Consider the following 22444-nt stretch of genomic DNA (forward strand, 5'->3'; position numbering starts at 1 on the left):
GTAGGCGAACTCACCCCTCGCCGCGTCCATATATCCAGGGGGATCGATGGCGATTGAGTTCAGGGTGCTCGGTCCGGCGGAAATAGTCATTTCCGGAAAGAGCGTCGTACTTCCGTCCAACAAGCCCAGCATCGTACTCGCGACCCTGCTTCTTCACCCGAATGAAATCGTCGCCGTGGATCGTCTGTATGACACCATCTGGGGCGAAAGGCCGCCGGCCAGCGCGCGAGCGACCCTCCAGACATACGTCATGCGATTGCGCCAGCTCCTCGTGAAGTTCGACGACAAGTGCGCGATCTCAACCTCTCCCGGCGGTTACTCGATCACCGCGACGGCGGCGAACCTGGACCTGCTGAAGTTTCGTGAGCTACGCGACCGCGCAAGGGACTTCCGCGGCGAACCGGAGGAAGAATCCCTCTATCTCGGGCAAGCGCTCTCGCTGTGGCGCGGCACGCCCCTCGCCAACATCCCGTCCGACACCCTTGTTCGCGACGGGATCCCACAGTTGGCAGAGGAACGCCTGGAGGCCGCCGAACGGCGGTTCGAACTCGAACTCGCGCTGGGTAGACACCGGACCATCATCGGCGAGCTACGCGCGTACACGGCAGCGCACCGCGAGCGGGAGCAATTCTGGGAGCAGCTCATCGACGCGCTCTACCGTTCGGCGAGACAGGCCGAGGCGTTGGAGGAGTACGCCAAGGTCAAGCAGTACTTACACGACGAGCTGGGAGTGGACCCCTGCCGCAGGCTCCAGGAACTCGAGGTCAAAATCCTGCGCGGCGAACAGCAGCCCGAGGCTCCTCCGGCAGAGCCCGTCAGAACGGTCGCGGCTCCCCCGGCGGTCACACCGATCGCTGACCCGGGTCCCCGGCTGTACCAGCTCCCTCCGGAAGTGGCCGACTTCGTGGGCCGCGAACAGCTCGTTCACGATCTTCTGGCCGACGTGCGGCACGATCTGAGCACAGGACGGCCATCGCTGACGCTCATCCACGGCGCCGCGGGCATCGGGAAGAGCGCCCTCACTGTGCGGGTGGCCCATCGCTTACGCAACCTGTTCTCCGATGGCCAGTGGTACGTGCAGCTGAGCGGCGCCGACAGCAGACCGCGGAGCCCTCTCGACATTCTGGAAGAGCTCCTTGTCACGGCAGGAGTGGACCCTCACGCGGTCCCCTGTGGACTGGCCGCCCGCGCCGCGGCGTTCCGGTCCGCCATCGCCGATCGCAAGATCCTATTTCTGTTCGACGACGCCGCCGACGCCCAGCAGGTGTGGCCGCTGCTGCCCGGCACGCCCGGCAGCACCGTTCTGCTGACCAGCAGGATGCGGATGACCGAGCTCACCGCCCTGCTGAGTTCGCGCTCCCATCTGCTGCCGCCGCTCGACCCGGCCCAGTCATTGGAGCTGCTACGGCTCTTCCTCGGCCGGGGCGCGGTACGGATGGAGCACTCGTCGGCCGTCGAACTGGCCGAACTGTGCGGACATCTGCCGCTCGCCCTGCGCATCGCCGCCGCCCAGATAAGCGGGCTGCCCGGCCAGCGAATCTCCCACCATCTCAACTGGCTGCGGGCCGACGTACCCCGGCGCATGTCGATCGGGCATCACCCGCGGCTCTCGCTCTTCCATCTCTTCGACGTCTCCCTGGCCCGGCTCAGCGAGGCCGCGAGAGCGTTGTTCCTGCGCCTCGGGCACCTGCCCGCCGGGTCGGAGTTCACCGTGAGAGATCTCGCCGCAGGACTGGACGCCACTGGCGACGAAATCGAGTTGCTGCTCGGCGAACTGCGTGACGCGAGCATGGTGCTCTATCTCGCTCCCGGACGCTACGCCCTCCACAGCCTGGTTCACATCTACGCGGCGTTCCGCTGTGTGGAGGGCGCAGTGGCCGTCTGAACTCGTCAGGGGAACGGATGCGGCACCCGGTGGAGATCCGCGTCGGTCAGGTCGCCGGAACGCAGGCCGGCGCGGCGGGGGGCATGGCGGAGGCGGGGCAGGTGCAGGGCCCGCTGCTTGCTCCAGCCGAAGTCGATCGGAATGAGTCCGGGCACGATCACCGACACCGTCGACAGACCCAGCAGCCGCTGCTCCGGGCTCGTCTGATCCACCACAATCACATCGAGTCCGGCAGCGATCAGGACATCGCGGCAGAACCGCAGGTCGTCCGTGAGGTCCAGGCCGTTCGGCCGTTCGGCCGTCCAGTCGGCGTACAGGTCGGCCACGGACCGCTTGGGGCGCTCGCCGAGCAGGAAATCCGCCGTGCCGGCCATCGCAGGATGGCCGAACAGCGTCGCGTGGTCGGCCAGTTCGCGTACGCGCGAGTAGTCGCGGACCATCTCCTCGACGGCATCGCGGCGCTGCGCCACCCGCTGCGGCAGTGACGGAATGTACGACGCCACCTCGCACAGCGCGGCGCGCACGGCGTCCTCCGGCTCCAGGCCCGCGCCCGCCGCGAAACACAGCGTCCCCATGTCTCCGTCCCGGCGGACCGCGACGGCGGTGACGACGGGGATTCGCAGGTCGATGCGATTGTCGAAGAGGCGGACATCGTAGCCGTTGAGGCGTATCCGGTCGCACATGAACCGTATCGCCCGATCCGTGCACGTGGCCGGGTCTATCTCCGGCAGTTCGAGCCTGCCGTACCAGCCGATCAGGAAGGCATCACGCTCCACGAGTTCGAGGATGCCGTGCAACGTCGCCTCCTCGATCGACCCGCCGCCCGCACAGCCGTTGGAGCACTCGTGCACGAAGTTGTCGGCTCCCCCGTGGCGGCCCATGTAGTACGCGATCCGCTCGGGAACGAGCACCGGCCGTTCGTCGCGCAGCGAGTAACCCCATACCCAGGGAATCGGCGTCCCTGGGTCGAAGGGGCGCAGCAGCGGCTCGGAGCGGTAGACCTCATCCGAGTACACTCCGCACTCCCGGGGATCGAGCGCATCCTCGCGGATCTCGTCCAGAGCGGCGACCAGCGGCTCACCCGTCCGGCGGCGGCGACCGCCCGCATAGCGCTCCAGCCCTTCGAAGACACCGAGCACGCCGCTGTCATCGAAGGAGTCGGCATGACCGCCCCAGTACACGTCGAACAGACGGCCCGACACCCGCAGGCGCATCATCCCGTTCACCGGGGCCGTGGTCGGGCAATCGACCTCGGGTGTCGCCGCCATGCCCAGCATGCCGCAGACGGGATTGGCGAAGGCTTTGAGGTCGAGCCCGTAATCACGGGCGTGCTTCACCCGGTAACGGCCGGGGGCCGGTTTGCGCCGGCTCCTCAGCGTGATTACCGCCGACTCCGCACTGTCGGCAACCGAACCACCGCAGACCCGGCAATCCGGATCTGCCAGCAATGGAAACGACCGCACCCGCAGGGACCGCAGGTCCAGTTCGTGAACGCGGCCCGGCACGGGCGCGACGTCCAGAACCCAGCGGCATATCAGGCGGGCGGCCTCCAGAGTGGACTGGGTCAGGTAGGGCGAGGGCGCCAGGCGATGGACCCGCCGGCCTTCCTCCAGTGCCTCTCGCTCCGGGGCCGTCCGGATCTTCTGCCAGCGCAGCGCGAGGCAGCCGCCGCAGGGGCCGCTGCCGTACGGGCCGAAGATGATCGACTCGGGGGTCAGCCACACGGGGTAACCCGGGAGGTCGTGGTCCTCCTCCAGGGCGTCCCGCAGGCCGAGCGTGCGCACGCTGACCCCACTTTCCTCGGCAAGGTGGGACGCGAGCAGCCAGTAATCATCCGGCACTGCAGGGGAATCGATGTCGAGAGCGCTCATGGCCGTCACCTCTCATGGAACAGGCGGGCCGGCGGCACGCACCGGCCCGCCGGAAATGGGAGCCTTACCCGCAGCTGATGCAACTGGTGCAGCTGGTCGTGCTGCTGCTGGTGCTCGTGCTGCTCGTGCTCGTCCCGCAGCTCGTGCTCCCGCCCATCAGCTCCTCGTGGTTCTCGACGTGATCGGAGATCTCGAACGTCTCCGCCTCCAGGAGTTCCAGCTCGGCCCGAAGGGTGGAGAGCCCACCGTTCATGGAAGTCACCATCGGCCGATCACCCGCAGCTTGCGCAGCTGGTGCAGCTGGTCGTGCTGCTGCAGGTGCTGGTGCTGCTGGTGCTGCTGCACCCGGCCAGTTCCTCGACGACCTCCTCATAGTCCGTGATCTCGAACGTCTCGGCCTCGAGCATCTCGAGCTCGGCCCGGAGAACGGAACCGACGTCGCTCATCATCTTCTCCCTACGCGGTCGGCTCAGCCGCAGCAGCTTGTGCTGCTGGTACTGGTGCAGCTGCTCGTGCAGCTGGTGGTACTGGTGGCGGCGAAGTCGTCGGCCACGTCGGTGTAGTCCTGGACTTCGAAGGTCTCGGCCTCCAGCAGCTCCAGTTCCTCGCGAAGCGCCTGATTCGGGTAGCCGTTCATGTGATCCCTTCCCTCAACCGCAGCAGCTCGTGCCGCTGCTGCTGGTGCAACTGCTGGTGCAACTGCAGCAGCTGGTGGTGCTGGCGGCGAGGTCCTCGCCGGCCAGCTCGGTGTAGTCCTGGATCTCGAAGGTCTCGGCCTCCAGCAGCTCCAGCTCCTCGCGGAGGGCCTGCTCGCCTCTCCGGTCCTGAGCACGATTCATGGCCCCGTCCTCTCCTCGGTTGGATGCGTCAGCCGCAGCAGCTCGTGCCGCTACTGCTGGTGCAACTGCTGGTCGTGCTGCAGCAGCTGCTGGCCATGAGGTCCTCCTGCGGGCCCTCGCTGTAGTCCTGGATCTCGAAGCTCTCGGCCTCGAGCAGCTCCAGCTCCTCTTGCAGGGGCGAGGGCCAGGTGCGCGCCATCGCGGCTCACTCCCTTCCTGTTGTCCGGGTTCTGAGCGGAACACGGACCACTGTGGCGAGCGGCGCTGGAGGAGCGGTGGCTGGGCGCTATCAACCCTCTGGCGGTCGGCTGGTCACCGCCAGATCGATGGCTGTCCAGGCGAGGCAGACGGCGGCGTCGATCACCGCTCTGTCGGCCGCGGGAGTGACGCAGTGGCCCGCGAACTCGGGCTGGTGCGGATAGATCCGTCCCGCGCCCACGTCTATCACCAGATGCAGGGACGGCACCGCGTGCGAGACGTTGCCCATGTCGGTCGAGGCAGCGGGGGCGATCGGCACCGGACGGCGGCCGAGGGCGCGGAGATGGGCGTCGGCTCTCGCGGCCAGGGCCGGGTGGGCGGCGAACTCCAAGTAGTCGGGTTCGGGCCGGCCAATCTCGACCTCGCAGCCGGTGGCGAGCGCCGCGGCGCGCAGGCAGTCGGTCACGCGCGAGGTCAGTTCGCGCAGACCGGCTGCGTCGGCCGCGCGTACCTGGTAGGTGCCACCGCTGGCGGCGGGCACGACATTCGGCACACCGTCGCCGGAGTGGGAGGGCGCTCCATGAATGCGGGCCGTCGGCGGCAGATGCTGGCAGAGCAGCCCCACGCCGACCTGTGCGAGCGTGAGCGCGTCGGCCGCGCTCCTCGCGTGATGCGGGGCGGCCGAGGCGTGGGCCGCGCGACCGGTGTAGGTGAAGGAGAGCGTGGATCGGGCGTAGGACCGGAACCACCCGCCGTCGAGACATCCTGGATGAGCCATCAAGGCGCCGTCCACGCCGTCGAAAGCGCCGCGCTCCAGCAGCATGACCTTCCCGCCGCCACTTTCCTCCGCCGGGGTTCCGAGCACCCTGACGGTGAGACCGGCGGCATCGGCGACGGCGGCAAGCCCGATCGCGGCGCCCACTCCTGCGGCGGCGATGATGTTATGGCCGCACGCGTGGCCGATGCCGGGCAGTGCGTCGTACTCGCAACAGATCGCGACCACACATGGGCCATGGCCGGCCTCGGCGACGAACGCCGTCGGCAGGCCGAACGCGCCGGTGTGGCCCGGCACGCCGTGTCGTTCGAGTTCCTCGACGCACCAGGCGGCGGCGGCGTGCTCGTCGAACGCTGTCTCGGGGTGCGCGTGGATGCGACGGCTGAGGGCGAGCACGGCCCCCGCGGCACCTCTGATACGACCGGCCGCGATCTCGTGCAGGGCCCGGCCCGGCGAGCCGATCACCGTTGACTTTTCATCGCCATAGAATACTTTGAATAGCAAACGGCTATCAGGAGGGGCAAGGGATGGGCCGCGACCAGGCGCCGGACGCGGAGACGGCTCCGGCTGATCCCGGATCCCTTCTTCGGCTCATCCAGACCGAGCAGCGGCAGGCCCGTCACCGTCTGTACGTCAATCCTCTGTCGGTGCACGTCCCGTGGGGTCTGGCGTGGCTGATCGGCTATGGACTGATCTTCCTCCGCTACGGGCCGGACGGACGGGTGATGCTCGACACCCCGCGGGTGCTGCCGTGGCTCGTGCTGATCCTGTGCTGCGCAGCGGCGCTGACCGCCACCATCATCGGCATCCGGCGCGGCACCCGCCACATCAGCGGGCAGTCCTCTCACCAGAGCATGATGTACGGCCTGGCCTGGTGTTTCGGCCTGCTGTCCGTGACCGCGGTGGCGGCGCGGCTCGACGAGATGCTCGACCTATCCCATCGCATCCTCATGTGGTCGTCGTTGACGACGGCTGTGGTCGGCATGCTCTATATCGCAGGAGCCGCCATCTGGCACAGCTGGTATCTGTTCGGCTGTGGCCTGTGGATCGTCGTCGCGAACTCCGCCGGCCTGGTGGCCGGGCCCGGCTGGCACGCGCTCGTGACCGCCCTGGCAGGCGGAGGCGGGCTCATCGTCTTCGGCGTCCTCCTGCGCCTGCGCGGAGGCAGGGCCGGAAGGTGACGCCGGCCGACCCGATGGGCGAGCTCGATCCCGTCATCCACGCACAGGCGCGGCTGCGGGTGGTGGCCATCCTGTCGACCCTGGCCGAGGGAGACTTCATCACATTCCCCTCACTGCAGGGCCTGCTGCGAATGACCGCGGGCAATCTCTCCGTGCATCTTCGGAAGCTGGAGGACGCGGAGTACATCACCATTGTCAAGACGCACGAGGGGCGTACGCCCAGCACCTTGATCAGCCTCACGTATCGGGGACGGGCGGCGTTCGAGGCCTACACCGCCGCGCTGCGGCGGCTTCTGGACTCTGTGGAATCGAACTTCCCAAGACCGGAGCAGGAGCATCGCACCGGTCGATAGGAGCGACGATGAGACTTCTGGTTGTCGAGGACGACAGACGTTTGGCCGACGCGCTCGGCGTCGCGCTTCGCAGGCGTGGCTACTCCGTGACGCACGCGGCGACCGCCACCGCCGCAAAGGCCGTGACCGACTTCGACCTCATGCTGCTGGATCTGCGACTGGGCGGTGAGGACGGTCTGGAGGTATGCCGTCACTTCCGCCGGTCCAGTGACGTCGGCATCATCATCCTCACCGCCCGCTGCGCGGAACGCGACCGTGTGCTCGGCCTGCGTACCGGCGCTGACGACTACGTCGTCAAGCCGTTCAGCATGGCGGAGCTCGAGGCCCGCATCCAAGCGGTCCTACGCCGGTCGAGCCGCCGGCCACCGAGGACCTTGACGTACGGCGACCTGCGGCTCGACCTGAACATGCACGTTGTCACCTATCGGGATCAGCCGATCGATCTCACGCCCAAGGAATTCGCCCTGCTCGTGCGACTGGCCCGCGCCGAGGGCCAGGTGGTCTCCCGTGACCAGCTGCTGCTGGACATCTGGCAGACGGTGTCCCGCGAGGCCTCGCGCACGCTCACCGTGCACATGACGACTCTGCGTGCCAAGCTCGGCGATCCCGCTCTCGTGGGGACGCTGAGAGGCGTCGGCTACCGCTTGAACATCGCACCGGCGCCCGGCTCGGCAGCCTAGGGGCGCGCAGTGCGCCGACGGCTGCACCTGATCTTTCAAACGCTGCTGGCCGTGAGCCTGTGCATGCTGGCGATCCCCCTGGGCATCGCCACGGCGGGCGAGGCGACGCGCGAGCTGTACATCGACCGCTTGGCCGACACCGCCAGGTTCGCCGAGCTGGGCGAGCCCGCCCTGCGGACGAGCCGCCTGCGGGGAGTGGCCGATGAGATGACCCGCTACAACGAACTTTTCGGCATCCAGGCCGCATTGCTGAACCGATACGGCGAGGTCGTCGCGTCCGCACCGTTGGCCCTTCGGATGACGCCCGCCATGCGCGCGAGCGCCGAGCTGGTCATATCGGGAGGACAGCTCACCCCCGAAAGCGCGATCTGGCCGTGGCAGTCACGTCCTCTGATCGTCGGCGCGCCGGTCGTGGCGGGTGACGAGTTGATCGGGGTGGCGCTGACCATCTCCTCGACCGAGCACCTGCGCGGCCGGGTGTTCCTCGTGTGGATTTCCTTCCTGCTCGTCTGCCTGGTGGCGCTGCTGGCGTCGAACGCGGCGGTGCCGTGGCTGATGCGCTGGGTGCTGCGTCCGGTACGCGACCTCGACAAGGTGGCCAGGTCGATCGCGGACGGCAACCTGTCGTCGCGGGTAACGCTCACCACCGGCCCGAGCGAGTTGCGCGGGCTCACCGCATCGTTCAACGCGATGTCGGAGAAGGTGGAGAAGATGGTGGAGAACCGGCGCAACTTCGTCTCGCACGCCAGCCACCAGATCCGTACCCCGCTGACCGTGCTGCGGCTGCAACTGGAGAACGTCGGCGACCACCTGCCCGAGTCGGGCAAGGCGGAACTGCAATCGGCGATCGACGAGGTGGACCGGCTCACCCGGATCTGTCATGCGCTGCTGCGGTTCGCTCAAGCCGAGATCGAGGATCCCGCCGACACATCCGTGGACGTGAGCGAACTGGCCGCCGAGGCGGTGCTGCGCTGGGGCCGGGTGGCCGAGAAGGTCGACGTCGGCCTGAGCCTCTCAGGTGTCGGCGTCTCCGCGCGGGTCGATCCGGATCTGCTCAATCAGGTGCTGGACGCTCTGATCGACAACGCCATCAAATTCTCGCCTCCATCCGGGCGCGTCGTCGTCGAGATCCGGGCCCGCCCGCCATGGGCGGTGATCAATGTCGTCGACAACGGCTGCGGGATGTCCCGAGAGGACGCCAGGAACGCGCTGGAACCCTTTTGGCGCGGCGCCGGCACCCAGAACGTCCACGGCTCAGGCATGGGGTTGGCCATCGCCGCCACCCTGATCGCCCACTCAGGCGGACGGCTGACGCTCATCCCCGGCGGCGAGCGCGGGTTGACCGCACGGGTGCTGCTGCCCATCGGAGTCGCGGGGCAGCCGTATGTGTAAGACGCTCGCCCGTGTGGTGATGGCGCTCGCACTGGTCGTCTGCGCTTCCGCCTGCGTCTCGCCGCCCGCGCCTCCGCGTCTCGTCATCGCCACCGGCGGGGCGGGCGGCATCTACGACCGCATCGGCGAGGCGCTGGCGGCGCTGCTCCGGAGCCGGCTTCACGCCTCCGTGACCGTGCTGCGCACCGCCGCCTCCGTAGAGAACCTCAAGCTGGTCGGCGACGGCGGGGCGGACATCGGGTTCGCGTCCGTCGACGCCGCCGCACTCGCCGTCGCCGGCTCGGCTCCGTTCACCAGGCCCCTGCCGATTCAGTCCTTCATGCGGCTGTACGACGAGTACCTGCATGTCGTCGTCCGCGCGGACGGCCCCGCCAGGGACATCGGCCATCTCAGTGGTCTGACCCTGTCCACCGGCGCATCGGAATCGGGCACGCAGTTGCTGGCCGAGCGGGTCGTCGAGGGGGTGGGTGCGAAGAACGTCACCCGCATCCACCTCGGCGTCGCGGAATCGGCCAGCGCCCTGGAGAACGGCCGTATCCAGGGGTTCTTCTTCACCAGCGGTCTGCCCACCCCGGCGATCGCCGATCTGGCGCGCCGTGTCCCGATCCGTCTGCTGGCCTGCGATCAACTGGTCGAGCCGTTCCAAACGCGGTACGACAACGTCTACCTGCGCCGCCTGATCCCCTCACTCGTTTACGGGCTGCCGGCCGACACTCCGACGATAGGCGTGCCCAACCTCCTGGTCGTCAACTCCCGCATGGACCACGGGCTGGCCCGTCGCATCACCGAGCTGGTCTTCCAGTCGCGCGACGAACTCATCAAGGCCCATGTCGAGGCACGCAACCTTCATGAGCGGACGGCCACCAGAACCTTCCCCATAGCCCTGCACACCGGCGCGGTCGACTACTACCGCGACCAGAAGATCTCCTGACGACGGCGTCCAGCCGGGTGCGAGCGGCGCGCTACCGGAATGCCAGCGGTCCTTGTGAACCTGAAGTCCTGATCAAGGGCTGAAGGAGGCATCACGTGGACAACGCCGCCGCGCTCATGGAGGTACGCCCGCGGCTCGGGCATGACGTGCTCTTCGCCGATACGGGCGACGGCGTGCTCCTGCGGCGCAACGACACAGGGTTCATCGTCAGGGGACGCTCGGCCTACCGGCTTGCGTCGATGCTGCTCCCGCACCTGTCCGGAGACCACGCGCTGGGGGACCTGTGCAGGGACCTGAGTCCGGCGCACAGCACGATGATCCGCGACCTGGTCGGCACCCTGCTCGACCGTGGTTTCGCCCGCGACAGCAGACCCGGGCCGAAGGCCGATCTGGCGCCGGAGGTGCTGCGCCGGTTCGAAGGCCAGATCAACTACATCGAGCACTACAACGACGACGCGGCGGTGCGCTTCCAGCGGTTCCGTACGGCGAGAGTGCTCCTCGCGGGTGGCGGGCCCATCAGCCGGGCGGCCGGGCTCGGCCTGCTTCGCAACGGGCTGCGGCGTCTCGACATCGCCACGGACGGGTCCGTCCCGGCCAAGCTGGCCGAGACCGCACGGCAGCTCGTCGCCGACGGTTGCGAGGCGTCGGTCCAGCTGTTCGGGCGGACGGAAGCACTGCTCGACCCGGCGGTTCTCGAACCATACGACCTGGTCATCGCTCCGGCCGAGGAACTGGGCCCGAAGCAGGTGTTGCAGCTCGCGCGGCTGCGCGTGCCGAGCGGGCCCATACTGCTGCCCGCCGTCGTGATCGGTGGATCGGCCGTTATCGGGCCCGCCGGGCATCCGGCCGGCACCCCCTGTTGGAGCTGTGCGATGCTGCGGCTGAGCGAGAGCCAGGATCAGCGTGACATCGCCGCACTGTGGCGGGACGTCGCGCTCGGTCTCGGGCGTCCCGCGGACGTGCCCGGCGAGGTCCTCGCCGCGATGATCGGCAACATGCTGGGCTACGACGCGTTCCGATTGCTCGCCGGTGACCTGGGCGCGGGCCCGGAGCGGCTCGGCGCCGAAACCGAGGGCGCGGTGGTGATCCAGGACCTGCGGACCCTGGAGGTCACACGAGAGCGTGTGCTCCCCCACCCCCGCTGCCCGAACTGCCGGGAAGAGCAGCCCACGCCGCCGCGTGTCCTCGTGCGGGAACCGGCCGAGGCGGGACGCGTGCCGAACGGACCGGACGCCGAGGCGCTGCGCGAACGGCTGAAGCGTCACACCGAGCTGGTGGGGCGCAACTGCGGCATCCTCCTGGATTTCGCCGACACGTCCATCGACCAGTCACCGCTCAAGGTGGGCCGGGTGCGGCTAAGCCACGACCGGGTCATCACCGCTTTCGACGTTCACCTCGTGCCGATCGCCCGTGCCCGGGCGGTCCAGGCCGGCGTGCTGGCGTACGTTCACGCGAACGCCGACGTTCATGAGGCGGTGCGCAACGGGCCGGACTCCCTCGACCTGCTCGCCCACCTGATCGTGCCGCATTCCGGGCTCGCCGTCCGCAGCGGAATCCCCGCCGACCCGGCGTCCGAATCCTGGTGGATGCCGGCCACGTCGCTGGTCAGCGGACATGAGCGACTGGTCCCGGCGGCGGCCGTCTACCCACTGTCGGAACACAACCGGTTGCGCGTCATCGAGCCGACCGCGGCCGGCGACGGCGCCGGAACCGATGCGGCGGGCGCCGTGCTCGACGGCCTGCTGTCCGCGCTGGCCTACGACGCGCTCCTCTCGTCCGCGGCGGGCGGTGCCGCACACCGCATCGTTATCGGCGAGCAGACGGCCGGCACGGAAGTCGATTTCCTGCTACGGACCGCCGGCAACTACGACCTTGAGGTGGAGCTGCTCGATCTGGCTCCCGAGGGACCTGCTCATGTCGTGCTCGCCAGGACCGTCTCCGGCCCCGGCACGTGCTGGGCGGTCGGGGCGGAGCTCTCGCGCGAGGACGCGGTCGTGACGGCGATGCGGGACCTGCTCGGGCAGGTGCAACTCGACGACCCGTCGCTCGATACGGGTTCACCGCTGGTGGCCGATCTCGACGTGAGCGTCATCCGGGTGGACGGCGACGCCGCCGAGCGGCCCGCCGTGGCCGCGAAGGACCTGCCCGGGTTGATCGCGAGCCGTGGCAGGGACGCGTTCGTGGTGCAGACGACCACGCCGGACCTCGGCCTGAGTGGCGGCCTGATCACGGTTCGCGTCCTGCTCACTCCGGAAGCGGGAGCCCGGTCGTGACGGTGGACATGACTCAGGCGGTCCCGCTCCCCGCCGCGGAGCGGTCCCGGCGGGAGGTGGAGGAGCCGCTCATCGCCCGGCTCAACGGAATCACCCCCTTCGTACGGATCCTCGGATTGCGCGACGAGCTGGAGTCCCCGTCTCCGTGGACGCCACCCGGTGCGAAGGCCGTGCTTCCCGTCTACCTGTACGACTCTTCCGCGATCGTCGGCCCGGTCGCCGACATGACCCCGTCCGGACCGAGCACCCCCTGCCCTCGCTGCGTGGCGGGCGCCTGGCAACAGCTCCGGACAGAGGATGAGCGTGACGCGCTCGAGGAAGGCTCCGGCTTCGAGATGCCGCACGCCGTGCCGTTCGTGATCCCGTTCAGTGTGGAGACGCTGTGCCTGGTCGCCGAGGTCGCGTGCCAGCGACACACCGACCACGCGGGGCACCCATACATCTACGATGTGCGCCTCGACACCGGGGAGGTGCGCCGGTTCCCGCTGGTGTCCAACCCCGACTGCGGGCTGTGCGGCGTGAAGACTCCCGACAGTCCGGATGAAGCGGTCATCACCCTGCCGCTCAGCCCGAAGCGATCGGCCGACTCCTTTCGCGGGTGCCCATCCGGCAGCTACAACCTGAGCGTCGACGCCTACGCCGCCCCCGTGGTCGGCGCGCTGGGCAAGGCGGCGCGGCACCGGCTCGACAGCACGACGGCCGCTCCGACCATCGGCTACGTCGCCGTACGCGGCGACGGCTACATGCACTACGCCTTCTGGGGCGGCCACGCGGACAACTTCGACGAGAGCGTGCGGCTGGGCATTCTGGAGGGACTGGAGCGCAACGCCGGCCAGCGGCCGAGGCGCATCGCCGGCTCGGTCGTCGGAAGCTACCGCGAGCTGGCAGGCCAGGCCCTCGACCCGAAGGAGTGCGGCGTCTACAGCCCCGAGTTCTACCGGCTGAATCCCCAGTACACTCCCTACTCCGACGACCTGGACGTGCCCTGGGTCTGGGGCTACTCATTGCGGGACGAGCGCCCGATCCTCGTGCCCGAGGTCATGGCGTACTACCACGTCAACGGACTGCGCAACAAGTTTCTCCAGGAGTGCTCCAACGGCTGCGCCGCAGGCGGCTCAATGACCGAGGCCATCCTGTACGGCCTGCTCGAACTCGTCGAGCGCGACGCCTTCCTGCTCACCTGGTACGGCCGGCGCACTCCGCTCCGGATCGACCCGGCGTCCTGCGACGAGCCGGCGACCCGGGCGATGATCGACAGGATCTCGCTGTCGGGTTACGACGTTCACCTCTTCGATGCCCGCGTCGACCTGGACATCCCCGTCGTCGTCGCGATGGGCGTGCGCAGGAACGGCGGCTACGGCACCGTCTGCTTCGGCGCGGGGGCGAGTCTCGACCCCCGGCAGGCGGTGGACGCCGCTCTCTGCGAGATCGCCTCGACCGTGCCGGGTTTCGCCTTCCACGCCGAGGAGGAGGCGGACGAGCTGCGTGCCCTTGCGGCGAACTACTGGCTGGTCGTCAGCCTGCACGACCATCCCCGGCTGTTCGGGCTGCCCGAAATGGCGCCGACCACGGCGTTCCTGACCGAGAGCGACGCCCCGCCGCTTCCGCTTGCCGAGGTCTACCGCGACTGGAACCGGGTCCGGCCACGCACCCTCGACCTCCGCGACGACCTGCGGTTCTGCGTGGAGCGTATTACGGACGCCGGGATGGACGTGGTCGTGGTCAACCAGACATCACCTGAGCAGGAGCGTATCGGGCTGCACACGGCCGCTGTCATCGCTCCCGGACTGCTGCCCATCGATTTCGGCTGGGCCAGGCAGCGGTGCCTGCGCATGCCGCGGATGCGGAGCGCGTTCCGGCGGGCCGGCTGGCGGACCACCGACCTCCGCGACGACGAGATGAACCTCGTTCCTCACCCCTTCCCGTAACACACCTCGCCACAGGGGACCCCCATGAGCCTCGCCCATGATTACCTCAACGCGATCGTCCGGCGCCGGCGGGAGCCGATGGAGCCGCTCGAATTCGAGCCCGATTGGAACGACAAGCCACGAAAGTTCAAGGTGTACGAGGACGCGACCAGCTTCCCGCTGCCCACGCGGGAGGCCCTGCCTCCCGCGACCGTGGCCGCCGGTCTCGACCCGTCACCGCGTACCGGGACGTTCACCGTGGCCCGGCTGGGGCAGATGCTGCGCGAGTCGTACGGCATGCTCGGCCGCCGCCTCGGCGTGCAGGGCAACAACGACCGGCTCACGTTGCCTCGTTATCACAATGCCGTCTATCACAGGGGCACGGCATCCGGAGGCGGCCTGTACCCGGCGGAGATCTACTGGGTGCGAGGGAGGAGCACGGGCACGATGCCCGGCGTCCACAGCTACTCACCGCCCCACCACTCCATGGAGCGCCTGCTCGTCGGCGACGTGTCCGGGCAGGTCAGAGACGCGGTGCCGGGCCTGGAGGGGGACCAGTTCCTGCTGGTCGGCATCAAGTTCTGGAAGAACGCCTTCAAATACAACAGCTTCAGCTACCACGTCGTCACGATGGACCTCGGCGCGCTGCTCGGCTCCTGGCAGACGTGGGCGCGCGCGCACGGCATCGAACTGCGACCCCGCCTCAGTTTCGACGAGCTGCGCCTGAACCGCCTCCTCGGCCTGGACACCGCGATGGAGAGCGTCATGGCCGTCGTGCCGCTGCCGGGCGCACTGCCCGACGGACACGACGGTCACGACCGGGCGGCCGGCGGGCACGGTGCCGGTGACGGGGCTCGCGTCAGGATGCGCGAGTCCGAGCGGTCGAAGACCGTCATCAGGTTCCCGGCCACGGAGGCGGTGCACGCCTCGATCGTGGCCGACACGACGCCGGTGGACGAGACATCCCTGATCGGGGCCCGGCCGGTGGTGCCGCACAGCGAGGATTGGCTTCCGCTGCCGCCGCCACGGCCGCTCACCGCCGACCTGAGCACGACCCTGCGCTCGCGGCGCAGCAGCTTCGGCAGGTTCTCCGCCCGTCCGGCGCTCCGGCAGGCGGAATTCAGCGCGTTGCTGCACGCCGGCTCGCGAGCGGGAGCGCTAGCCTCCGACGCCAAGCGCGGCGACGGCGGCCCCGCGCTCACCCGGCTCGTCGCCTTCGTCAACCACGTGGACGGCCTGTCCTCCGGCGTCTACCACCACGACGCGGAACGCCACGCGATCGCCCTGGTGCAGGACGGTGACCCCGGCCTGTTCCTGCAGCGCAACTACTTCCTCAGCAACTACAACCTCGAGCAGGCGGCCGCCGTGCTCGTGGTGCTCGCCCGGCCGGGCGCGGCGATGGACACGATCGGGCCGCGCGGCTACCGGTACGTGAACGCCGAGGTCGGCGCGGTCGCCCAGGCCGTCTACACCGCGAGCGCCGCGCTCGGCGTCGGCTGCGGCGCGGCGCTGGGTTTCGACAACGTCTCCTTCGCCGAGCAACTCGACCTGTCGGGCACAGGTGAGTGGCCCCTTCTGCTGCTGATGGTCGGCAACGAACGCCGCGGCGAACCCGACTTCGACTACCGGCTCGATTGAACGGGGGGAAGGCCAGATGACATCGACCACAACCGCGCAGGCGGCCGGCCTGGCCGGCGAGTGGACGCTCAACCCGCTGTTCGTCATGCGCGTGGGCGGACTGCCCGCCGACGTGGTGCGCGGCCTGCGCTGCCCGGAGACCGTCCGGTGGGCCGAGCGGACACTCGTCCTGGAGGATGCGCTCGCGGGATCGCGCGTGCGAGTCGCCGACGCCCTGGAGACGGTGATCGCGGACTGCCGGGACGGAACCCGGCAGGCGCTGATCGAGCTGCGACGGGACGTCTTCAACACCCGGCTTCCGCGCGATCTCCCCGCGACCCGCGCTCTCACCGCCGCGCTCACGCAACCGGCCAGGGACGAGGTGAGCGACTGGCTGGACCGCAGGGCCGAGTACGAGCGAGTGCGGACCGCGGGCGCCGCGATGCTCGCCCGGGAGGTCGAGGAGTGCCGGGCTCACCTGCGCTCCGTGGCCGCCGATCCCCGGCTGCGGCACGGGCTTCAACTGGCGTCCGGGTCGCTCGACCGTTACCTGCCCACCTACCTCGACGCCGGCCCTGGCCGGCTGGGCAAGCGGGCCCGGCGCATCGAGCGGTCGCTGCTGGAGTACGTCTTCCGTACCGCGTGCAAGACGAGTCCGTTCAGCACTCTGACCACGGTCGCACTCGGCCGCTTCGACGACGTCGCCGGGGAGGTGCTGCGCCTGGAGGGACTGGACAGGCCCGCGCGCAGCCACGTACGGCTCAACGTGGCCGCGCTGGCCCGGCTCACCGACGCGATCGTCGCCAATCCGGACCGCTGCGCGGACGTGCCCGTCGAGATGACCTCCGGTTTGCGTGCCGACAGCCGCCGGATCCGCTATGTGCGCCGTGTGCGGCAGGCCGGCGACGACGAGGCGTCCCTGAGCTTCGACTCTCTGCAGGAGGACCTGTTCTATCTGTCCAACGGCACGATGCTGCAGGAGTTGATGACCGCGCTGAAAGGCGAGCCGCGCATGCGGCTTGGCGACCTCGCCGCCGCGCTGCACCGGGCGGACCCCGCGGGCCGCGAACGCGCCACCATCGATTTCTACCTGAAGCGGCTGCTGCAGCTCAGCCTGCTGCGGGTGCCGCAACTGCACATCGACATCCACAGCGACGACCCACTGGCCGATTTCGGCGCCAGGATCGCCGCGCTCGGCCAGCCATGGGCCGACGCCGCGGCCGGGCGCATCCGGACGATTTCCGCGTTCGCCGCGGAGTTCGGTCTCGCTGCACACGCACGCCGCGGCGAGCTGATCGAGGCGATCCGCGGCGAGCTCACCGCGATCCAGCACGACCTGGCGGCCGAGCAGGCGAGCGTCCCCCGCACGCTGCTCTACGAGGACGTCTGTCTGCCCGAGGCGACGGTCACCGCCGCCCGCCCCCGGTGGGAAGAGGGCATGCTCCCCGCCCTGCGGGACGTGATGCGGATTCTGCCGCTGTTCGACATGACGTTGCCCGGCAAGCTGTCGTTCAAAGGCTTCTTCGTCGCCAGGTACGGCCGGGGCGGCCGCTGTTCCGACGTGCTGCGCCTGATCCACGAGTTCCATCGGGACTTCTACGACCACCTCATCAAGGCCGCGCAGCGCCGACGGGTCTTCGACGCCGACGGCGAGTACGTCCCCCAGGACAACTGGCTGCGGCTTCCCGAGATCACCATGCTCGACGACGCACGCCGCGAACTGGTCACGCGCCTGCGATCCGCGTGGGAGGCGCTGCCGGAGGGCGCGGACGAGATCGTTCTCGACCGCGAGTTCTTCGACGCCGTCGCCGCCAGGTTGCCGGAGTCGGTCGCTCACTTCGATCCGCGCAGTTTCTTCCTGCAGGTGGGCGACGTGGACGGGCGTCCGATAGGCGTGCTCAACCGCTCCTACAGCGGTCTGACGCTGCTGTTCTCCCGGTTCGCCCACTGCTTCACGGACGCCGGCCTGGTGGCCGAACTCCGCCGTACGCTGAAGGACCTCCAGCCGGACGGCGCGGTGTTCGCCGAGCTGACCGGCGGCTACGACACCACGAATCTCAATCTGCACCCGCCCGTGACGGAGTACGAGCTGGTTTGTCCCGGAGAGACCAGTTCCGTGGACCCTGCGGCGCAGATCGCCGTGGCGGATCTGGAAATCCACCACGACGAGGCGGCGGATCGGCTCGTGCTGTGGTCGCCGGCGCTCGGACGGGAGGTCATCCCCGTCTATCTGGGCTTTCTGCAGCCGCTCGCGCTGCCCGAGGTGCAACGGGCGCTGCTGCTCTTCTCGCACACCTCGATGGCCCCGCTCTCGGTGTGGGACGGCGTCGACCGGCCACTCGGTGACGCGGCGATCGGCGGGCACCCGCGCCTGCGTCACGGCGACCTCGTGCTGACCCGCAGGGCCTGGAAGGTCCACCCGAGCCGTTTGCCGAGCCGCGTCGCGGACGACGCCGAGTGGTTCCTGGCCTGGCAGCGCTGGCGCCGCGAGAACGGACTGCCTCGCCGCGTGTTCGCGATGGTGGACGCCGGCCGCGGCGAGGACGCCGGCGAAGCAGACCCGGCCGCCACTCTGCCCCGTAAGCCGCAGTACGTCGACTTCGACAGCCTCTTCTCGCTCACGCTGCTGGATCACCTCGTCAAGGACGCCTCCCAGCGCGTGGTCATGCAGGAGATGCTGCCCGACACCGACCACCTCTGGCTGCGCGCCCATGACGGCGCGTACGTCGCCGAACAGACCCTGGAAATCACTCGCCACCGAGGAGAACCCCGATGACCGGCAGCGACACTCCCGGCGAGTGGCAGGCCATCCACATCTTCTACAGCAGCGACCCCAGCCCGCTGTTGAGCGGCTGCGTGGCCCCCCTCGTGCGTCGGCTGCGCGCGGACGGTCTGATCAGCCGATACTTCTTCATCAACTACTGGCTGGAGGGCCCGCACGTCCGACTGCGGCTCAAGCCGGTCTCCGCCGCCGCGACGGCGGAGACGCTGCGTATCGCGGAGGAGGCCGTCGACGAGTTCCTCCGGAGCCGCCCCGCCCTCTACGAGGTCGACTCCGAGTACATGCTGAACTTCTACGACGAACTGTTCCGCCTCGAGTACAGCGACGAGGAGCGGATCGCGAAGTACGGCGAGGGCGGCTCGATGCCCCTGCGCCCCAACAACAGCCGTTTCCGGATCCCCTACGAGCCCGAGTACGACAAGTACGGCGGGATGGCCGGGGTCGAACTGGCCGAGTGGCATTTCGAGAAGTCCAGCGACCTGGTTCTCGAACTGCTGACGACGACCAACATGCACGTCCGGACGGTGATGCTCGGCCTCGCCACCCAGCTCATGATGATCATGTCGATGAGCCTTCTACGTGAGCCCAAGGAGGTGGCGGCGTTCATGGAGCGCTACCACCTTTTCTGGCACGAGTGGTTCAACCTGGGCGACAGCGATCGCGAGACTCGGTACGCCGCCAACCACGACCGGCTGGCCGAAGACCTCCGGCACCGCTTCAGCGAGATATGCCTGGCCGTCGGCTCCGGCCGGTTGGACCGGCTGACCCCCCTGAGCCGCGGGTGGGCGTCGCACTGCGCCGAACTGCGCACCCGTGTGACCACGCTCGCCGAGTCGGGCCTGCTCGTCTTCCCCAAGCGCGACGACCGCGGCCAGTTCCCGGTGCACGGCGGCGCCACCGAGCGTGAGCCGGTACGGGATCCGGAGGTGGCGTTGCGCATCCTGCTCTCGCCGTACCTGCACATGACCAACAACCGTCTCGGCACGAACGTGGTGGACGAGTCGTACCTGTCGTTCCTGCTGGCGCGCACGCTCCGCGAGGAGCCGTTCGCGGCGCTTCTCGCGTGGACTGCGCCATGAGCCCGGACACGCTGAGAGCCGCCCGTCCACGCCTGCGGGAGGGCGTCCGGCTGGGCCCAGCCGTGCGGTCCGGCCCCACGCTCGTGCACAGTGTCAAGGAGCCGGTGAGCGGACGGTACTTCCAGATCGGCCCGAGCGAGTTCTTCATCATGGCCCGTCTCGACGGCGTCACGACTCTGGCGGAGATCGACCGGCAGTACGCCGTCGAGTTCCGGCGCCGCCTGACCGACGACCACTGGGCCCACATCCTCGGCACCCTCGGCCGGCGGGGCCTGCTGTCGGGTTCCGAACCTCCCCAGGCACCCGCGCCGGAGCAGCGGCGACGTAGCCTGCTCTACGTACGCCTGCCCGTGGTGGCTCCCGAGCGGTGGCTCGGGCGGTTGGAGCCGCGGCTGCGGCCGCTGTTCTCTCCGTATGCCGTGGTTCCGCTGCTGGTGGCCGTTGTCGGCATGGAGATCGCCGTCCTCGCGCGGGCCGGCGATTTGTGGGGGGCCACCACGCGCTTGGGGGAAGGCCGGCCGCTCGTGCTCGCCGCGGTACTCCTGGGCGTCTGGCTGACGGTCGCCGTGCACGAGGTCGCGCACGGGCTCACGGGTACCCACTTCGGCGGGACCGCGACCGAGATCGGTGTCGTGTGGAGATTCCCGATGCTCGCCCCTTACTGCCGGGTGAACGACATCGTCTTTATGGCCCGCCGGCACCGGGTTTATGTCGCGTTCTCCGGGATGTTCGCTGGATTGGTCGTGCTGCTCCCCGTCGCGATCGCCTGGCCGCTGCTCGGCGGGACCGCCGCCGACGCGGCCGGATCGGCCCTGCTGCTCGGCAGCCTGTCGGGCCTCATCAACCTGCTGCCGTTCTTCCGGCTCGACGGCTACGCGATGCTGAACCACGCGCTCGGCATGCGTGACCTGCAGGGGGAGAGCCTCGCGTACGTGCGGGGCCTGCTTCGGCGCGATCGGGCGCTTCCGCCCTACCCCCGGGGTCAGACCAGGATCTATGTCATCTATGTCACCTGCGCGGCTCTGGCCTGTGTCGCCTGGGTCTGCTGGATTGTGCTGTGGACGGTCCGCTCTTTCGGACACTGAAACGGAGCCGATATGACACTGGAGCCGGAGTTCCCCTCCAATCCCCGGATGAGGGTCGGCGAGGCCGACCGCGAGCGCGTGGCCGAGTTGCTCAACCAGGCGGCCGCGGAGCGGCGGCTCGAACTCGACGAGTATCAGCGCAGACTCGACGCGGCCTACGCGGCGGTGACGTACGCGGAACTGCGGCCTTTGGTCGAGGACCTGCCGGCCCCCGCCCCCGTGCATCCCCGGATCGGTGGCGTCCCCGGCTCACGCACATCGGTGGCGATCGCGTCCGGTGCTTGGCGCAAGGGCACCTGGGTGGTGCCCCGCGCCCACCGGTCGATAGCGGTGTGGGGACGTGCCGAGATCGACCTGCGTGAGGCGTGCTTCGCGGAGCGTGAGGTGGTCATCACCGCGCTGGCGCTCCTCGGCGGAGTGGAGATCCTCGTACCCGAGGACGTGACCGTACGCATCGAGGGCGTGGGCGTCCTCGGCGCCTTCTATGGGGACGCCCAGGAGGCCGGGCCCGATGCCCCCGTCGTACGGATCCGAGGTCTCGCCACCTGGGGCGCGGTGCACATCAGGCGTGTCCCGCGCTGAGACCGTTCTTCCACCGTGGGCTTGACAGTGATCTCAAGAGGTTTGAAACTCAAAGTTATCTATGACGAAAAGCATGGAGGAAGAGCATGGCGGAGACCCTCGCGTACGCCGAGGACCTACGACGGCGCTACGGAGACGTGGCCGCCGTCGACGGCGTGACACTGCAGATAGGGGCGGGAGAGCTGCTCGGCCTCCTCGGGCCGAACGGCGCGGGCAAGAGCACACTCATCAACCTGTTCACCGGCCTGCGCGCCCCCACATCGGGGAGAGTCGCGCTCTTCGGCCAGGACCCGAGAAGTCCCGGCACCCGCCGCGCCATCGGTGTGACGCCTCAGGAGACCGGCCTGCCCGCCGCCCTGCGGGTGGGTGAGTGCATCCGTTTCGTCGCCTCCCACTTCCCCGACCCGCTGCCGGTCGGCGAGGTCCTGTCCCGGTTCGGTCTTGAGGGCCTGGCCCGCCGCCAGACCGGGGGCCTGTCCGGCGGCCAGCGCCGCCGTCTGGCCGTCGCGCTGGCCTTCGTCGGCAGGCCCCGGCTGGTCTTCCTCGACGAGCCCACCGCCGGGTTGGACGTCGAGGGCCGCCACATGCTGTGGGAGGCCATCAGGTTGTTCCACGCCGAGGGCGGGACGGTGCTGCTGACCAGCCACTATCTGGAGGAGATCGAGGCTCTGGCGACCCGGGTCGTCGTCCTCGGCCAGGGGCGTGTTCTCGCCGACGGCACGGTGGCCGAGTTGCGAGGCATCGTCGGCACCCGCCGGGTGAGCCTGTCCATCCGGGAGATTCCTCCGCTTCCCGGCATCCTTCATGTCGAGCGGGACGAGACTCGAGCACACCTTCTCACCGCGGACTCCGACCTGCTTGTCCGGGAACTGGTCCTGTCCGGAGTGCCGTTCGCCGACCTCGAAGTCGCGTCCACTCCGCTCGAAGAGGCGTTCCTCGCCATCACGGCCCTCCCGGCCGTTGCGACACCCGCGGCCTGACGACCATCGACGAGCGCCTGCTCCGAGGAGAGCC

The 22444-nt window shown here is 69.2% G+C and carries 20 protein-coding genes; 14 read left to right on the forward strand and 6 right to left on the reverse strand.

All coding sequences use genetic code 11. The annotated features are described in order from the left end of the window. The first annotated feature begins 46 nt into the window (after positions 1 to 46). Complete coding sequence (locus ACQPZZ_RS36140) at positions 47 to 1885, forward strand: BTAD domain-containing putative transcriptional regulator (RefSeq protein ID WP_432926524.1); 1839 nt, start codon at positions 47 to 49, stop codon at positions 1883 to 1885. Between the two features lie 5 nt (positions 1886 to 1890). Here ACQPZZ_RS36140 and ACQPZZ_RS36145 read toward each other — a convergent pair whose 3' ends face one another. From ACQPZZ_RS36145 to ACQPZZ_RS36170, 6 genes are all read right to left on the reverse strand, one after another. Then, positions 1891 to 3756 carry a TOMM precursor leader peptide-binding protein gene (locus ACQPZZ_RS36145; protein WP_432926526.1) on the reverse strand — a complete coding sequence of 622 codons (1866 nt, stop codon included), beginning with the start codon at positions 3754 to 3756 and terminating at the stop codon, positions 1891 to 1893. A 272-nt stretch (positions 3757 to 4028) separates the two neighbouring features. Beyond that, positions 4029 to 4202 (reverse strand): thiazolylpeptide-type bacteriocin, encoded by a 174-nt coding sequence (locus ACQPZZ_RS36150; protein ID WP_363643663.1) that lies wholly within the window; start codon positions 4200 to 4202, stop codon positions 4029 to 4031. Positions 4203 to 4225: 23 nt separating this feature from the next. Then, complete coding sequence (locus tag ACQPZZ_RS36155; protein WP_363643661.1) at positions 4226 to 4393, reverse strand: thiazolylpeptide-type bacteriocin; 168 nt, start codon at positions 4391 to 4393, stop codon at positions 4226 to 4228. A gap of 13 nt (positions 4394 to 4406) precedes the next feature. Then, positions 4407 to 4595: a lantibiotic protein gene (locus ACQPZZ_RS36160; protein WP_363643659.1), complete on the reverse strand. Its 189-nt coding sequence runs from the start codon at positions 4593 to 4595 to the stop codon at positions 4407 to 4409. A gap of 28 nt (positions 4596 to 4623) precedes the next feature. After that, entirely contained in the window at positions 4624 to 4794 is a 171-nt protein-coding gene (locus ACQPZZ_RS36165; RefSeq protein ID WP_363643657.1) for a thiazolylpeptide-type bacteriocin, read from the reverse strand. Between the two features lie 90 nt (positions 4795 to 4884). Next, positions 4885 to 6033, reverse strand: a complete 1149-nt coding sequence (locus tag ACQPZZ_RS36170; RefSeq protein ID WP_363643655.1) for an amidohydrolase — start codon at positions 6031 to 6033, stop codon at positions 4885 to 4887. 62 nt (positions 6034 to 6095) lie between these two features. On the opposite strand from ACQPZZ_RS36170, the gene ACQPZZ_RS36175 reads away from it, so the two are divergent. The 13 genes from ACQPZZ_RS36175 to ACQPZZ_RS36235 all read left to right on the forward strand — a co-directional run bounded on the left by ACQPZZ_RS36175 (position 6096) and on the right by ACQPZZ_RS36235 (position 22410). Continuing rightward, positions 6096 to 6749, forward strand: a complete 654-nt coding sequence (locus ACQPZZ_RS36175) for a hypothetical protein (RefSeq protein WP_363643653.1) — start codon at positions 6096 to 6098, stop codon at positions 6747 to 6749. After that, positions 6746 to 7102 (forward strand): transcriptional regulator, encoded by a 357-nt coding sequence (locus ACQPZZ_RS36180; protein ID WP_432926530.1) that lies wholly within the window; start codon positions 6746 to 6748, stop codon positions 7100 to 7102. Before ACQPZZ_RS36175 ends, ACQPZZ_RS36180 begins: the two co-directional genes overlap by 4 nt. Positions 7103 to 7110: 8 nt before the next feature. Then, positions 7111 to 7782: a winged helix-turn-helix domain-containing protein gene (locus tag ACQPZZ_RS36185; RefSeq protein WP_432926532.1), complete on the forward strand. Its 672-nt coding sequence runs from the start codon at positions 7111 to 7113 to the stop codon at positions 7780 to 7782. A gap of 9 nt (positions 7783 to 7791) precedes the next feature. Continuing rightward, positions 7792 to 9174, forward strand: coding sequence for a sensor histidine kinase (locus ACQPZZ_RS36190; protein ID WP_432926534.1), 1383 nt, complete (start codon positions 7792 to 7794; stop codon positions 9172 to 9174). A 13-nt stretch (positions 9175 to 9187) separates the two neighbouring features. Beyond that, positions 9188 to 10105: a TAXI family TRAP transporter solute-binding subunit gene (locus ACQPZZ_RS36195; protein WP_432926536.1), complete on the forward strand. Its 918-nt coding sequence runs from the start codon at positions 9188 to 9190 to the stop codon at positions 10103 to 10105. Positions 10106 to 10200: 95 nt separating this feature from the next. Continuing rightward, complete coding sequence (locus ACQPZZ_RS36200) at positions 10201 to 12378, forward strand: TOMM precursor leader peptide-binding protein (RefSeq protein WP_432926538.1); 2178 nt, start codon at positions 10201 to 10203, stop codon at positions 12376 to 12378. Further along, positions 12375 to 14306 (forward strand): TOMM precursor leader peptide-binding protein, encoded by a 1932-nt coding sequence (locus ACQPZZ_RS36205; RefSeq protein ID WP_432926540.1) that lies wholly within the window; start codon positions 12375 to 12377, stop codon positions 14304 to 14306. Before ACQPZZ_RS36200 ends, ACQPZZ_RS36205 begins: the two co-directional genes overlap by 4 nt. A gap of 24 nt (positions 14307 to 14330) precedes the next feature. Further along, positions 14331 to 15923: a nitroreductase family protein gene (locus tag ACQPZZ_RS36210; protein WP_432926542.1), complete on the forward strand. Its 1593-nt coding sequence runs from the start codon at positions 14331 to 14333 to the stop codon at positions 15921 to 15923. A gap of 16 nt (positions 15924 to 15939) precedes the next feature. Further along, complete coding sequence (locus ACQPZZ_RS36215; RefSeq protein WP_432926544.1) at positions 15940 to 18678, forward strand: lantibiotic dehydratase; 2739 nt, start codon at positions 15940 to 15942, stop codon at positions 18676 to 18678. Beyond that, on the forward strand, positions 18675 to 19763 hold the full coding sequence (locus ACQPZZ_RS36220; RefSeq protein WP_432926546.1) for a lantibiotic dehydratase C-terminal domain-containing protein: 1089 nt from the start codon (positions 18675 to 18677) through the stop codon (positions 19761 to 19763). Before ACQPZZ_RS36215 ends, ACQPZZ_RS36220 begins: the two co-directional genes overlap by 4 nt. Next, on the forward strand, positions 19760 to 20848 hold the full coding sequence (locus ACQPZZ_RS36225) for a M50 family metallopeptidase (protein ID WP_432926548.1): 1089 nt from the start codon (positions 19760 to 19762) through the stop codon (positions 20846 to 20848). The genes ACQPZZ_RS36220 and ACQPZZ_RS36225 overlap by 4 nt, the downstream gene beginning before the upstream one ends. Positions 20849 to 20860: 12 nt before the next feature. After that, positions 20861 to 21430: a DUF1707 SHOCT-like domain-containing protein gene (locus tag ACQPZZ_RS36230; protein WP_432926550.1), complete on the forward strand. Its 570-nt coding sequence runs from the start codon at positions 20861 to 20863 to the stop codon at positions 21428 to 21430. Positions 21431 to 21516: 86 nt separating this feature from the next. Beyond that, positions 21517 to 22410, forward strand: coding sequence for an ABC transporter ATP-binding protein (locus ACQPZZ_RS36235; protein ID WP_432926552.1), 894 nt, complete (start codon positions 21517 to 21519; stop codon positions 22408 to 22410). Positions 22411 to 22444 lie beyond the last annotated feature (34 nt).

It is taken from the genome of Microbispora sp. CA-135349 (genome assembly GCF_050947365.1).
Classification (GTDB): domain Bacteria; phylum Actinomycetota; class Actinomycetes; order Streptosporangiales; family Streptosporangiaceae; genus Microbispora.

Excerpts from the sequence above, each read along its gene's own strand:
- ACQPZZ_RS36150 (WP_363643663.1), bottom strand. The coding sequence starts at position 4,202 with ATGAGCGACGTCGGTTCCGTTCTCCGGGCCGAGCTCGAGATGCTCGAG.
- ACQPZZ_RS36235 (WP_432926552.1), top strand. The coding sequence starts at position 21,517 with ATGGCGGAGACCCTCGCGTACGCCGAGGACCTACGACGGCGCTACGGA.
- ACQPZZ_RS36185 (WP_432926532.1), top strand. The coding sequence starts at position 7,111 with ATGAGACTTCTGGTTGTCGAGGACGACAGACGTTTGGCCGACGCGCTC.
- ACQPZZ_RS36160 (WP_363643659.1), bottom strand. The coding sequence starts at position 4,595 with ATGAATCGTGCTCAGGACCGGAGAGGCGAGCAGGCCCTCCGCGAGGAG.
- ACQPZZ_RS36155 (WP_363643661.1), bottom strand. The coding sequence starts at position 4,393 with ATGAACGGCTACCCGAATCAGGCGCTTCGCGAGGAACTGGAGCTGCTG.
- ACQPZZ_RS36210 (WP_432926542.1), top strand. The coding sequence starts at position 14,331 with ATGAGCCTCGCCCATGATTACCTCAACGCGATCGTCCGGCGCCGGCGG.
- ACQPZZ_RS36230 (WP_432926550.1), top strand. The coding sequence starts at position 20,861 with ATGACACTGGAGCCGGAGTTCCCCTCCAATCCCCGGATGAGGGTCGGC.
- ACQPZZ_RS36165 (WP_363643657.1), bottom strand. The coding sequence starts at position 4,794 with ATGGCGCGCACCTGGCCCTCGCCCCTGCAAGAGGAGCTGGAGCTGCTC.
- ACQPZZ_RS36225 (WP_432926548.1), top strand. The coding sequence starts at position 19,760 with ATGAGCCCGGACACGCTGAGAGCCGCCCGTCCACGCCTGCGGGAGGGC.
- ACQPZZ_RS36215 (WP_432926544.1), top strand. The coding sequence starts at position 15,940 with ATGACATCGACCACAACCGCGCAGGCGGCCGGCCTGGCCGGCGAGTGG.
- ACQPZZ_RS36220 (WP_432926546.1), top strand. The coding sequence starts at position 18,675 with ATGACCGGCAGCGACACTCCCGGCGAGTGGCAGGCCATCCACATCTTC.
- ACQPZZ_RS36140 (WP_432926524.1), top strand. The coding sequence starts at position 47 with ATGGCGATTGAGTTCAGGGTGCTCGGTCCGGCGGAAATAGTCATTTCC.
- ACQPZZ_RS36175 (WP_363643653.1), top strand. The coding sequence starts at position 6,096 with ATGGGCCGCGACCAGGCGCCGGACGCGGAGACGGCTCCGGCTGATCCC.
- ACQPZZ_RS36145 (WP_432926526.1), bottom strand. The coding sequence starts at position 3,756 with ATGAGCGCTCTCGACATCGATTCCCCTGCAGTGCCGGATGATTACTGG.